The sequence below is a fragment of the Stenotrophomonas sp. 278 genome (assembly GCF_003935715.1).
In the GTDB taxonomy this organism is placed as follows: Bacteria; Pseudomonadota; Gammaproteobacteria; order Xanthomonadales; family Xanthomonadaceae; genus Stenotrophomonas; species Stenotrophomonas maltophilia_AH.
On record NZ_RHPP01000054.1, the window covers coordinates 15,846 to 28,698 of the forward strand.

9 protein-coding genes and 1 pseudogene are annotated in these 12,853 nt (G+C 66.9%); 8 read left to right on the plus strand and 2 right to left on the minus strand.

Annotated elements, in window-relative coordinates:
- Positions 1-332: 332 nt before the first annotated feature.
- Genes ilvC through leuB form a run of 8 tightly spaced genes read left to right on the plus strand, consistent with a single transcriptional unit; the run spans position 333 to position 9,075 of the window.
- Positions 333-1,307, plus strand: coding sequence for a ketol-acid reductoisomerase (gene ilvC / locus EGJ34_RS10760; RefSeq protein WP_125360474.1), 975 nt, complete (start codon positions 333-335; stop codon positions 1,305-1,307).
- 38 nt (positions 1,308-1,345) lie between these two features.
- Complete coding sequence (gene ilvG, locus EGJ34_RS10765) at positions 1,346-3,082, plus strand: acetolactate synthase 2 catalytic subunit (RefSeq protein WP_125360475.1); 1,737 nt, start codon at positions 1,346-1,348, stop codon at positions 3,080-3,082.
- The gene (locus tag EGJ34_RS10770) at positions 3,066-3,320 is read left to right on the plus strand and encodes an ACT domain-containing protein (RefSeq protein ID WP_125360476.1); all 255 of its coding nucleotides are present in this window, start codon (positions 3,066-3,068) and stop codon (positions 3,318-3,320) included. The genes ilvG and EGJ34_RS10770 overlap by 17 nt, the downstream gene beginning before the upstream one ends.
- Positions 3,310-4,437 carry a threonine dehydratase gene (locus tag EGJ34_RS10775; RefSeq protein ID WP_125360477.1) on the plus strand — a complete coding sequence of 376 codons (1,128 nt, stop codon included), beginning with the start codon at positions 3,310-3,312 and terminating at the stop codon, positions 4,435-4,437. Before EGJ34_RS10770 ends, EGJ34_RS10775 begins: the two co-directional genes overlap by 11 nt.
- A complete protein-coding gene (locus EGJ34_RS10780; protein ID WP_125360478.1) occupies positions 4,431-5,987 on the plus strand; it encodes a 2-isopropylmalate synthase in 1,557 nt (518 codons plus the stop codon). Before EGJ34_RS10775 ends, EGJ34_RS10780 begins: the two co-directional genes overlap by 7 nt.
- 40 nt (positions 5,988-6,027) lie before the next feature.
- Positions 6,028-7,446, plus strand: coding sequence for a 3-isopropylmalate dehydratase large subunit (gene leuC / locus EGJ34_RS10785; RefSeq protein WP_125360479.1), 1,419 nt, complete (start codon positions 6,028-6,030; stop codon positions 7,444-7,446).
- Entirely contained in the window at positions 7,446-8,024 is a 579-nt protein-coding gene (gene leuD, locus EGJ34_RS10790; protein ID WP_125360480.1) for a 3-isopropylmalate dehydratase small subunit, read from the plus strand. Before leuC ends, leuD begins: the two co-directional genes overlap by 1 nt.
- Positions 8,014-9,075 (plus strand): 3-isopropylmalate dehydrogenase, encoded by a 1,062-nt coding sequence (leuB, locus tag EGJ34_RS10795; RefSeq protein ID WP_125360481.1) that lies wholly within the window; start codon positions 8,014-8,016, stop codon positions 9,073-9,075. The genes leuD and leuB overlap by 11 nt, the downstream gene beginning before the upstream one ends.
- 307 nt (positions 9,076-9,382) lie before the next feature.
- On the opposite strand, the gene EGJ34_RS10800 is transcribed toward leuB, so the two are convergent.
- Both EGJ34_RS10800 and EGJ34_RS10805 read right to left on the minus strand, forming a co-directional pair.
- Complete coding sequence (locus EGJ34_RS10800; RefSeq protein WP_125360482.1) at positions 9,383-12,541, minus strand: efflux RND transporter permease subunit; 3,159 nt, start codon at positions 12,539-12,541, stop codon at positions 9,383-9,385.
- Between the two features lie 4 nt (positions 12,542-12,545).
- Positions 12,546-12,853, minus strand: a pseudogene (locus EGJ34_RS10805) (efflux RND transporter periplasmic adaptor subunit); the annotation flags it as partial.

A 12,853-nucleotide genomic window follows, 5' to 3' on the forward strand; every position in this document is an offset into this window, starting at 1 on the left:
TCCTTATGCGACAACGGTTTGCGCTGGATACAGGCGAAACTGTTGGAAATTGTCCCTGCACGGTTGACACCGCCAAAACCGCTGTGGTTTTCTCGATCACATGTTGCGACGCCACACGCCCATCCACGAATCCATCGAGCACGCCAGCCCTGGTGCGGCCTCGATCCGTTCGCTCCTTGTACTCGTACTTATTACCCAGCCCACAGGTGCGGGACGGATCGGCGTGTAAGCAGTACTGCCAGCAATCCATCAGAACCCGCACCGGTCCCGGCGCGGGTTTTTTCGTTTCAGAACCCTTCGTTTTCGTTTCCCCCTCCCAAAGGACCACCCCGATGAGCACCAACGACCTGCCCCAGATCAAGATCGCTGTAGTCGGCTACGGCAGCCAGGGCCGCGCCCACGCACTGAATCTGCGTGAATCCGGTTTCGACGTGGTGATTGGCCTGCGTCCGGGCGGTCCGACCGAGATCAAGGCGCAGGCCGATGGTTTCACCGTCAAGGCACCCGCCGACGCGGTGAAGGACGCCGACCTGGTCGCCGTGCTGACCCCGGACATGGTGCAGAAGAAGCTCTACGAAGAAGTGCTGGCCCCGAACATGAAACAGGGCGCGGTGCTGCTGTTCGCGCACGGCCTGAACGTGCACTTCAACATGATCGCTCCGCGCGAAGACCTGGACGTGGTGCTGGTCGCGCCCAAGGGCCCGGGCGCGCTGGTGCGCCGCGAGTACGAGATCGGCCGTGGCGTGCCGTGCATCTGGGCGGTGTACCAGGACAAGAGCGGCAAGGCGTCCGAATACGCGCTGGCCTATGCGGCCGGCCTGGGTGGTGCGCGCGCCAACCTGATCCAGACCACCTTCAAGGAAGAAACCGAAACCGATCTGTTCGGCGAGCAGGCGGTGCTGTGCGGCGGTGCCTCGGCGCTGGTCCAGGCCGGCTTTGAAACCCTGGTCGAAGCCGGTTACCAGCCGGAAATCGCCTACTACGAAGTGCTGCACGAACTGAAGCTGATCGTCGACCTGTTCTACGAAGGCGGCATCACCCGCATGCTGGAATTCATCTCCGAAACCGCGCAGTACGGCGACTACGTGAGCGGACCGCGAGTGATCGATGCCGGCACCAAGGAGCGCATGAAGGCGGTGCTGGCCGACATCCAGGACGGCACCTTCACCAAGAACTGGGTAGCCGAGTACGAGGCGGGCCTGCCGAACTACAACAAGTTCAAGCAGGCCGACCTGGAACACCCGATTGAAAAGGTAGGCAAGGAACTGCGCGCCAAGATGGTCTGGTTGCAAAGTCAAGCCGCGTAACCGCGCGGCCTCCCCCACCGCTTCAGAAAGGTTCCCGCATGAACACCTCCGCACACAGCACCGCGCCCCGCAACGGCGCTCGCTGGTTGACGCAGGCCCTGGAAGCCGAAGGCGTGGACACGCTGTTCGGCTATCCGGGCGGCACCATCATGCCCTTCTACGACGCACTGGTAGATTCCAGGCTCAAGCACATCCTGGTCCGTCACGAACAAGGCGCGGCGCTGGCCGCCAACGGCTACGCCCGCGCCAGCGGCAAGGTCGGCGTATGCGTGGCCACGTCCGGCCCCGGTGCGTCCAACCTGGTCACCGGCATCGCAGATGCCATGCTCGATTCGGTGCCCATGGTCTGCATCACCGGCCAGGTCGCCACCCCGCTGCTGGGCACCGACGCGTTCCAGGAACTGGACGTGTTCGGACTGACCCTGCCGATCGTCAAGCACAGCTGGCTGGTGCGCTCGGTCGACGACCTGCCACACGTGGTCCGCGAGGCCTTCCGCATCGCCCGCGAGGGCCGTCCCGGGCCTGTGCTGATCGACCTGCCCAAGGACGTGCAGATCGCCGATGCCAGCCATCTGCCGGTGCACGTCCCGGAAACCGTGAATCCGCCGGCCGCGCCGCGCAACGAAGCTTTGGCCGAGGCGCTGGCAGCGATTGCCGCAGCCGAGAAGCCGGTGATCTACGGCGGCGGCGGCATTGCCCTGGGCGATGCAGTCGAGGACTTCCGCACGTTTGTAGACACCACCGCCATCCCCACCGTGCTGACCCTGCGCGGCCTGGGTGCGCTGCCGGCGCAGCATCCGCATTACCTGGGCATGCTGGGCATGCACGGCACCCGCGCGGCCAACATGGCGGTGCAGGAAAGCGACCTGCTGGTGGTCGTGGGCGCACGCTTTGATGACCGCGCCACCGGCAAGCTGGCCGAGTTCGCGCCGTTCGCACGCGTGATCCACATCGACGCCGACGCCTATGAGATATCCAAGCTGCGCAGCGCCGACATCGCCGTCCCCGGCAACGTCGGCACCGCGCTGCGCACGTTGACCGCCGGTGTGGAAAGCGCCCCCGCCGGCCAGCAGGCCTGGCGCAAGCGCTGTGCGGGCAACCGCGAGCGTTTCGCCGCCCGCTACGACGCACCGGGCAACCATATCTACGCGCCGGCGCTGCTGAAGCGCCTGAGCGAGGTTGCCCCGGCCAACGCGATCATCGCCTGCGATGTCGGCCAGCATCAGATGTGGGTCGCCCAGCACTGTCGCTTCAATCATCCGCGCAATCACCTGACCAGCGGCGCGCTGGGCACGATGGGCTTCGGCCTGCCGGCGGCGATGGGCGCGCAGTTCGCCTGCCCCGACCGCACCGTGGTGCTGGTCTCCGGCGACGGCAGCTTCATGATGAACGTGCAGGAACTGGCCACCATTGCCCGCTGCCGCCTGCCGGTAAAGATCGTGCTGCTGGACAACAGTTCGCTGGGCATGGTGCGGCAGTGGCAGGAACTGTTCTTCGCCGAGCGCTACAGCGAGATCGACCTGTCCGACAACCCGGATTTCGCCGCGCTGGCCAAGGTGTTCGGTATTCCGGCCACCCGCATCGAAGCCCGCGACGACGTCGAAGGCGGACTGGCCGCGCTGCTGGCGGAGCCGGGTCCAGCCCTGCTGCACGTGGCCATCGATGCCCGCGCCAACGTCTGGCCGCTGGTCCCGCCCAACAATGCCAACAGCACCATGCTGGACAGCAACCCCGCTCACCAGACCCAGGAGATTCCCAATGCAATACCGGCTTGACCTGGTGCTGGTTCCCGCCGAAGGCGCGCTGCTGCGCGTGATCGGCATGGCCGAACGCCGCGGCTTTGCGCCGCGCGCGATCGCCGGCGCGCCCAATGCCGCCGACGACGGCCGCTGGCACCTGCAGCTGGTGGTGGACGGCAGCCGCCCGCCGGAGACGTTGTGTCGCCAGATCGAGAAGATCTACGACTGTGTTTCGGTGCGGATCAGTGCGCTGGGGGAGAGCAATGCGGGCTAGCCGCGCCCCGCAGGAACCGGATGTAGGCGACGTAAGCGTTGCCGATGTGCTGGCCGCGCAGGCGCGGCTGCGCCGGTTCCTGCCGCCCACGCCGCTGCATTATGCAGAGCGGTTCGGCACCTGGCTGAAACTGGAGAATCTGCAGCGCACCGGTTCCTACAAGGTCCGTGGCGCATTGAACGCGCTGCTGGCCGGGCGCGAGCGCGGCGACGAGCGGCCGGTGATCTGCGCCTCGGCCGGCAACCACGCCCAGGGCGTGGCCTGGTCCGCGTACCGGTTGAACATCCCGGCCATCACGGTGATGCCGCATGGTGCCCCTTCGACCAAGATCGCCGGAGTGGCCCACTGGGGCGCTACGGTCCGCCAGCACGGCAACAGTTACGACGAAGCCTACGCCTTTGCCCGGCAGCTGGCCGAACAGAACGGCTACCGTTTCCTGTCGGCGTTTGACGATGCCGACGTGATCGCCGGCCAAGGCACGCTGGGCATCGAACTGGCTGCGCACGCACCGGACGTGGTGATCGTGCCGATTGGCGGTGGCGGCCTCGCCTCGGGTGTGGCGCTGGCGCTGAAGTCACAGGGCGTGCGCATCGTCGGGGCCCAGGTGGAAGGCGTGGATTCCATGGCCCGCGCGATCAATGGCGACGTGCGCGAAATCGCCCCGGCGGCCACGCTCGCCGACGGCGTGAAGGTGAAGATTCCAGGTTTCCTGACCCGTCGCCTGTGCGGTGCGCTGCTGGACGACGTGGTGATCGTGCGCGAAGCCGAGCTGCGCGAAACCCTGGTGCGGCTGGCGCTGGAAGAACATGTCATTGCCGAAGGAGCGGGCGCACTGGCCCTGGCCGCAGGTCGCCGCGTGGCCGGCAAGCGCAAGTGCGCGGTGGTCTCCGGCGGCAACATCGATGCGGCTGTACTTGCGCAGTTGCTGTGCGAGGTGCGCCCGCGCGCGCCGCGCAAGCCGCGACGACGCAGCAGTGAGCGCCCGCGACTACCGACCGGGTCGGACCGCGAGACCGCGTTGGCCGGCCAACGGCCGGCGCTACCGACCCCCACCCTTACTTCTTCATCTTCACTTCCTACCCATTCCAGCACCCCTGTCGAGGAGACCTCCTGGTGACTACGCCCAACTCCCCCCGCATTCGAATTTTTGACACCACCCTGCGCGATGGCGAGCAATCCCCCGGTTGCAGCATGAGCCCGCAGCAGAAGCTGGTCATGGCCCGCGCCCTGGACGAACTGGGTGTGGACGTCATTGAAACCGGCTTCCCGGCCAGTTCCCAGTCCGACCGGGACGCCATGGCTCTGATCGGCCGTGAGGTGCGCCGCCCGACCCTGGCGGTGCTGTCGCGCTGCCTGCAGGCCGACATCGAGACCTCGGCCAAGGCGCTGGAAGCGGCCGCCAATGCGCGCCTGCACGTATTCCTGTCGACCAGCCCGCTGCACCGCGAGCACAAGCTGCGCATGACCCGCGAGCAGGTGCTGGAGTCGGTACATCGCCATGTCAGCCTGGCCCGCAGCTGCATCGACGACGTAGAGTTCTCCGCCGAGGACGCCACCCGCACCGAAGAAGACTTCCTGATCGAGGTCGCCCGCGTGGCGGCCGCCGCCGGTGCCACCACCATCAACCTGCCGGACACGGTCGGCTTCACCACCCCGGAAGAGATCCGCGGCATGTTCCAGCGGGTGATCGCCGGGGTACCGGACAGCGACCGCATCATCTTCAGCGCGCACTGCCACAACGACCTGGGCCTGGCCGTCGCCAATTCGCTGGCAGCCATCGAAGGCGGTGCCCGCCAGGTGGAATGCACCATCAATGGCATCGGCGAACGCGCCGGGAACTGCTCGCTGGAAGAGCTGGCGATGGTGCTGAAGGTCCGCAATGCCTTCTATGAGGAAGACACCCGCATCAATACCCCGCGCATCGTCTCCACCTCGCAGCTGCTGCAGCGTCTGGTCGGCATGCCGGTCCAGCGCAACAAGGCGATCGTGGGCGCCAACGCGTTCGCGCATGAATCGGGCATCCACCAGCACGGCATGCTGCGTCACCGTGGCACCTACGAAATCATGCGGCCGGAAGACGTGGGCTGGGAGAACTCGCAGATGGTGCTGGGCCGCCACAGCGGCCGCGCCGCCGTCGAAGCGCGTCTGCGTGCACTGGGCTTCTGGCTGGAAGAGGAAGAGCTGAAGCTGGTGTTCGAGCAGTTCAAGGCGCTGTGCGAACAGCAGCGCGTGGTCACCGACGCCGACCTGCAGGCACTGATGCAGGGCAGCAGCAACCAGAACGGCTACCGCCTGGCCTCGATGACCATCAGCGATGTCGGCAGCCGCGCCAATGCGCTGGTCGAACTGTCCGATCCGGACGGAAACCGCGTGGCCGAAACCGCGCAGGGTGATGGCCCGGTGGACGCGCTGTTCGGTGCGCTGTCGGCCGCCACCGGCGTGCAGCTGCATCTGGACAGTTATCACGTGCACAGCGTGGGCATCGGGGCCGATGCACGCGGCGAAGCCAACCTGAGCGTGCGCCATGAGGGCGTGGAGTACGAAGGCACCGGCACCAGCCGTGACATCATCGAGGCTTCGGCGCTGGCCTGGCTGGACGTGGCCAACCGCCTGCTGCGCCAGCGCCAGGTCACGGCCGAACAGCCTGCCGCCACCGCCGCTGCCTGACCCCTATTCCTGCAAGGCCACGCTCCAGATGAACGAGCCCATGAACCCAGCACCCCGCACCCTGTACGACAAACTGTGGGACGACCACGTGGTCGTGCCTGAATCGGACAGCGCGCCCGCCGTGCTGTACATCGACCTGCACCTGATCCACGAAGTGACCTCGCCGCAGGCCTTCACCGAGCTGCGCCAGCGCGGTCTCGCGCCGCGTCGCCCGGACCGCACCAAGGCCACCATGGACCACTCCACCCCGACCCTGCCCGCGCGCAGTGACGGCAGCCTGCCTTATGCCAGCGCCGCTTCCGAAGCGCAGGTCGAGACCCTGGCTCGCAACTGCGCCGAGTACGGCATCGAGCTGTTCGACATGCAGTCGGCCAACCGCGGCATCGTGCATGTGATCGCGCCCGAGCAGGGTTTCACCCAGCCCGGCATGACCATCGTCTGTGGTGACAGCCACACCTCCACCCACGGCGCGTTCGGTTCGCTGGCGTTTGGCATCGGCACCAGTGAAGTCGGCCACGTGCTGGCCACCCAGTGCCTGCTGCAGCGGAAAGCCAAGACCATGGCGATCACCGTCGACGGCCCGCTGCCGCGCGGCGTGGGAGCCAAGGATGTGGTGCTGCACATCATCGGCGTAATTGGCGTCAACGGCGGCACCGGTCACGTGCTGGAATTCCGCGGCAGCACCATCGAGGCGATGGACATGGAACAGCGCATGACCTTGTGCAACATGTCCATCGAGGCCGGCGCACGGGCCGGCATGGTCGCCCCTGACCAGGTCACCTTTGACTGGGTTGCGGCCACTCCGCGCGGCCCCAAGGGTGCGGATTTCGACACCGCCGTGGCCGCCTGGTCGCAACTGCGCAGCGATCCGGGCGCGCGCTTTGACAGCGAAGTGCAGATCAATGCCGCCGACATCCGCCCGACCCTGACCTGGGGCACCCACCCCGGCACCGCGATCGCGGTGGACCGTCCCATTCCGGCAGCCAACGACACCGCCGACCAGAAGGGCCTGGACTACATGCAGTTCCAGGCCGGCCAGACCCTGGCCGGCACGCCGGTCGACGTGGTCTTCGTCGGCTCCTGCACCAACGGCCGCCTGAGCGACATGCGTGAAGTGGCGCAGGTGCTGCGCGGCCGCCGCGTCGCCAGCGGCGTGCGCATGCTGGTGGTACCCGGTTCGGAGATCGTCAAACGCGAGGCCGAAGCCGAGGGCATTGACGTGATCGTGCGCGACGCCGGTGCCGAATGGCGCGAACCCGGCTGCTCGATGTGCATCGCCATGAACGGCGACCTGGTCGCCCCCGGCCAGCTGGCGGTGAGCACCAGCAACCGCAACTTCGAGGGTCGCCAGGGTCCGGGCTCACGCACCCTGCTGGCCTCGCCGATGACCGCCGCCTGGGCGGCCGTGAACGGGCGCGTCGCCGACACCCGCGAGCTGTTCGCCCAGGAGGTGGCCTGATGAGCGGCTTCCGCACCCTGACCTCGGCCAGCGTGGTGCTGCGCCAGACCAACATCGACACCGACCAGATCATTCCGGCGCGGTTCCTGTCCACCACCGAACGCGCCGGCCTCGGCCGCAACGCCTTCAACGACTGGCGCTGGCAGGCCGACGGCAGCCCGGTAGCCGACTTTGCCTTCAACCAGCCGCACAACGCCGGTCGCAGCATCCTGCTGGCCGGGCGCAACTTTGGCTGCGGCTCCTCGCGCGAACACGCGCCGTGGGCGCTGACCGACCTGGGCCTGCGCGCGATTGTCAGCAGTGAGATCGCCGACATCTTCCGCGGCAACTCGCTGAAGAACGGCCTGCTGCCGATCGTGCTGGCCGAGGCCGATGTACAGTCGCTGATGCAGCGACCAGACGACGAACTGACCATCGACGTGGCCGCACGCGAGCTGCGTACCCCCGACGGCCGGGTCTTCTCTTTCCCTCTGGACGGCTTCTCGCAGACCTGTCTGCTGGAAGGCGTGGACCAGTTGGGGTATCTGTTGGGTCGCATCCCTGAAATCGAACGTTACGAGAGTGAGCATGCACGCTGAGATTGTTGTACTGCCCGGTGATGGCATCGGCCCCGAAGTCGCCGCCGCCGCTGTTGCCGTTCTGAAGTCCATCGCCGAACGCTTCAACCACCGCTTCACCTTCAGCGAGCACGACATCGGTGGCATCGCCATCGACCGTCATGGCGAACCCCTGCCGGCCAGCACCCTGGCCGCCTGCAAGTCCGCCCAAGCCGTACTGCTCGGGGCGGTCGGCGGTCCCAAGTGGTCCGACCCCAATGCCAAAGTGCGCCCCGAGCAGGGCCTGCTGGCCATTCGCAAAGCATTGGGCCTGTACGCCAACCTGCGCCCGGTGCGCACCCATGACGCCGCGCTGGGCGCATCGCCGATCAAGGCCGAGCTGCTCAAGGACGTGGACTTCGTGGTGGTGCGCGAACTCACCGGCGGCATCTACTTCGGCGACAAGACCCGCGACGCCGACAGTGCCAGCGACCTGTGCCGCTACACCGTCACCGAGATCGAGCGCGTGCTGCGCAGCGCCTTCACGCTCGCCCGCCAGCGCCGCGGCAAGGTCACCTCCGTGGACAAGGCCAACGTACTGGAAACCTCGCGCCTGTGGCGCGACGTCGCCGCGCGCATCGGCCGCGAGGAATTCCCGGACGTGGCGCTGGAGCACCAGCTGGTCGATTCAATGGCCATGCACCTGCTGGCCAAGCCGCGCGAGTACGACGTGATCGTGACCGAGAACATGTTCGGCGACATCCTGACCGACGAAGCGTCGATGCTGGCCGGTTCGTTGGGACTGCTGCCGTCGGCGTCGCTGGGTGAGCCGGGTGCCGTGGGCATCTATGAGCCGATTCATGGGTCTGCGCCGGATATCGCCGGCAAGGGCATCGCCAATCCGTACGCCACCATTTTCAGCGCCGCGATGTTGTTGCGGTATTCGTTGGGGTTGGAGGCGGAGGCGGCAGCGGTTGAGGCCGCGGTGCATGCGGCGTTGGATGATGGGGTGTTTACTACGGATCTGGCCGCGAAGGGCAATGCGGTGAGTACCGCGCAGGCGACCGAGGCGGTGTTGGCTCGGTTGCAGTGACGGATGCGCCGGCCCTTGGCCGGCGTTTTCGTTTGGTTTGAATGCGTTACCGGGCGCTGGGGATTTCACGGCCGTCGTCTGTCGACCGACGCTACCAAAGCAGCATCCCGGACATTCCCGCATTTGGATCCGTAGCGCGCGAGCCATCGGGGGCGGGGGCCGGATGTCCTCCGGAGGGACACTCCACGGCATGGATGCCGTGGAGTAGCCTACATGGACGTACTTGCGGCGTGTCCCGGAGCGAGGGCGTCCGGCCCCCGCCCCGCACGGAAAAATCAAAGCGCCGGCGTTTAGCGCGATGCCAGAATCAACGCGCTTCGCCCGGTTTCACCCGGAACCACGCCGCGTACAGCGCCGGCAGGAACACCAGGGTCAGCACGGTGCCAACAATCAGGCCGCCCATGATCGAGATCGCCATCGAGCCGTAGAACGCGCTGCGTGACAGCGGAATCATCGCCAGCACCGCCGCCAGCGCCGTCAGCACGATCGGACGGAAACGCCGCACCGTCGCGTCGATGATCGCGTGCCAGCGGTCATGCCCCGCATCGATGTCCTGCTGGATCTGGTCGATCAGGATCACCGAGTTGCGCATGATCATGCCTGCCAGCGCAATCGTGCCCAGCAGCGCCACGAACCCGAACGGCGCGCGGAACAGCAGCAGGAACAGGGTAGCCCCGATGATGCCCAGCGGTGCCGTCACCAGCACCATCGCCGCCCGCGAGAAGCTGCGCAGCTGCAGCATCAGCAAGGTCGCCACCACGATCAGGAACAGCGGCATGCCGGCCTTGATCGAGTCCTGGCCGCGGGCCGAATCCTCCACCGTGCCGCCGGTCTCGAGCAGATAGCCGTGCGGCAGCTCCGCGCGGATGCCGTCCAGCGTCGGCAGAATCTGCTGCACCACGTCCAGCGCCTGGCTGCCATCACCGATGTCCGCACGCACCGTCACCGTCGGCAGGCGATTGCGGTGCCAGATGATGCCGTCCTCGAACACGTATTCCAGGCGCGCCACCTGCGACAGCGTCACCGAGGTGCCACTCTGGGTGGGGATCGCCAGGCTGCCCAGCATGTCCAGCCGGATGCGCTCATTGTCCGGCCCGCGCAGCAGCATCTCGATCAGGCGGTTGCCCTCACGGTAGGTGCTCACGCTGGTACCCGACAGCGACGTGCCCAGCAGCTGGCTGACCTGTGCACTGGTCACCCCCAGCGCGCGTGCGCGATCCTGGTCGATCACCAGCCGCACTACCTTGCTCGGCTCGCTCCAGTCCAGGTTGACGTTCATCACGTGCGGGTTCTCGCGCACTTTGTTCTGCACCTGGCGTGCGATCGCCTGCACCTGCGCGATGTGCTCACCGGACACGCGCATCTGCACCGGGTAGCCCACCGGCGGCCCGTTCTCCAGCCGGGTCACGCGCATCTGCACATCCGGGAACTGCGGAATCACCTCTTTCAACAACCAGTCACGGGTTGCCTCACGCGCTTCCGCGTTCTCGGTCAGCACCACGAACTGCGAGAAGTTGGTCGCCGGCAGCTGCTGGTCCAGCGGCAGGTAGAAGCGCGGCGAACCGGTGCCCACATAGGCCACGTAGTTCTGGATGCCCTCGCGTCCTTTCAGCAGCTTCTCCAGCTTGCTTGCCTGGGCCTGGGTCGCCTGCAGCGACGCCCCTTCGGCCAGTTCGATGTCCACCATCAGTTCCGGCCGGGTCGAATCCGGGAAGAACTGCTGCGGCACGAAGCGGAAGATCAGCAACGAGAACACGAACAGCGCCGCTGTCGCCGCGATCACCCACCAGCGATGGCGCAGGCACATGTCCAGGAAGCGGCGGAAGCGGGTGTAGAAAGGCCGCTGGTAGGGATCATGGTCGTGCCCGTGCTGCTTGGGCACGATGAAGCGGCCCAGCGCCGGGTGACGGTCCGCCCACGCCTGACGACGCGCCAGCCAGCGCCCGGCCAGGCTGTCCGGCTTGGGTGGCTGCGGATTGAACAGGTCCGGCAGCATCTTGTCGCCGAGATACGGGATGAACAGCACAGCGGCAATCCACGACACCACCAGCGCGATGGTTACCACCTGGAACAGCGAACGGGTGTACTCGCCCGTACTCGACGCCGCCGTGGCAATCGGCAAGAAGCCAGCCGCCGTGATCAGCGTGCCGGTCAGCATCGGGAACGCGGTGGATTCCCAGGCGAAGCTGGCCGCGCGCAGGCGGTCGTAGCCCTGCTCCATCTTGGTGGCCATCATTTCCACCGCGATGATCGCATCGTCCACCAGCAGACCCAGTGCCAGCACCAGCGCGCCGAGTGAGATCTTGTGCAGGCCGATGTCGAAGTAGTGCATGACGAAGAAGGTCATCGCCAGCACCAGCGGAATGGTCACCCCCACCACCAGGCCCGTGCGCAGGCCCAGCGAGAAGAAGCTGACCAGCAGCACGATCACCACCGCTTCGGTCAGCACCTGCACGAACTCGCCGACCGACTCCTCCACCGCATGCGGCTGGTCGGACACCTTGCGCAGCTGCATGCCCACCGGCAGGGTCTTCTGCAGGCGTTTGAACTCGGCATCCAGGGTGGAGCCCAGCTTGAGGATGTCGCCGCCGTCCTTCATCGCCACGGCGATGCCGATGGCGTCCTCGCCCATGAAGCGCATCTTCGGAGAGGCCGGGTCGGCGAAGCCGCGCTTGACCTCGGCGATGTCGCCCAGGTGCACGGTGCGCTCACCTGCCTGGATCGGGAAGCGGCGGATGTCGTCCACGCTCTGGAACTGGCCGGTCACGCGCAGCTGCACGCGGTCGGTCGGGGTTTCAAAGAAGCTGGTCGCGGCCATCACGTTCTGGTCGGCCAGCGCCTGCTGCACCTGCTGCAGCGATACGCCGAGCGTGGCCAGCTTGGTGTTGGAGAGCTCGATCCAGATCTTCTCGTCCTGCAGGCCTTCCAGCTCGATCTTGCCCACGTCGGGCACGCGCTGCAGTTCCAGCTGGATGCGGTCGGCATAGTCGCGCATCACCGCGTAGTCGAAGCCCTGTCCGGTCAGCGCGTAGATGTTGCCGAAGGTGTCGCCGAACTCGTCGTTGAAGAACGGCCCGACGATCTCGCGCGGCAGCGTCGGCTTGATGTCACCCACGCGCTTGCGGACCTGGTACCACAGGTCCGGAATCGCCTTGGAGCGCAGGCTGTCCTTCGCCGCGAAGATCACCTGCGACTCGCCCGGGCGCGAGTACGAGCGGATGAACTCGTACTGCCCGGTGTTGAGCAGGGCCTTCTCGATCGGCTCGGTGACCTGGCGCGAGACCTGTTCGGCGGTTGCCCCCGGCCACTGCGTGCGCACCACCATCACCTTGAAGGTGAACGGCGGATCCTCGGACTGGCCCAGGTGCTTGTACGACCACGCGCCGATGATGGCGAAGGCCAGCATCGCAAACAGCACCAGGGGCCGGTTGCCCAGCGCCCATTCGGAAAGATTGAAGCGGCGCACGGGCTCAGTTCCCCTTGGCGGCGGCAGCGGCCGGCTTCGCGGCGGGGTTCAGCAGCGGGCGGTTCTGGCGGTCCACCGGAGCCACCACCTGACCGTCGCGCAGCAGGTGCCCACCGGCGGCCACCACCCAGTCCTGCGCGGCCACGCCGTTCAGGACCGGCACCGATTCCGGCCCGTAGGCTCCGACGGTGACCGGGGTGGCTTTCAGTGCGCCGCTGGTCGGGTTCACGACCCAGACGCTGGCCTTGCCATCCGCCCCCCGCTGCACCGCGCCCAGCGGCAGCTGCAGGGTGCCGCTGCGGCCTGCGCCGG

What these genes read in the sequence shown, in the direction of transcription:
- ilvC (WP_125360474.1), top strand. Translation starts at nt 333, where the DNA reads ATGAGCACCAACGACCTGCCCCAGATCAAGATCGCTGTAGTCGGCTAC.
- ilvG (WP_125360475.1), top strand. Translation starts at nt 1,346, where the DNA reads ATGAACACCTCCGCACACAGCACCGCGCCCCGCAACGGCGCTCGCTGG.
- EGJ34_RS10770 (WP_125360476.1), top strand. Translation starts at nt 3,066, where the DNA reads ATGCAATACCGGCTTGACCTGGTGCTGGTTCCCGCCGAAGGCGCGCTG.
- EGJ34_RS10775 (WP_125360477.1), top strand. Translation starts at nt 3,310, where the DNA reads ATGCGGGCTAGCCGCGCCCCGCAGGAACCGGATGTAGGCGACGTAAGC.
- leuC (WP_125360479.1), top strand. Translation starts at nt 6,028, where the DNA reads ATGAACCCAGCACCCCGCACCCTGTACGACAAACTGTGGGACGACCAC.
- leuD (WP_125360480.1), top strand. Translation starts at nt 7,446, where the DNA reads ATGAGCGGCTTCCGCACCCTGACCTCGGCCAGCGTGGTGCTGCGCCAG.
- leuB (WP_125360481.1), top strand. Translation starts at nt 8,014, where the DNA reads ATGCACGCTGAGATTGTTGTACTGCCCGGTGATGGCATCGGCCCCGAA.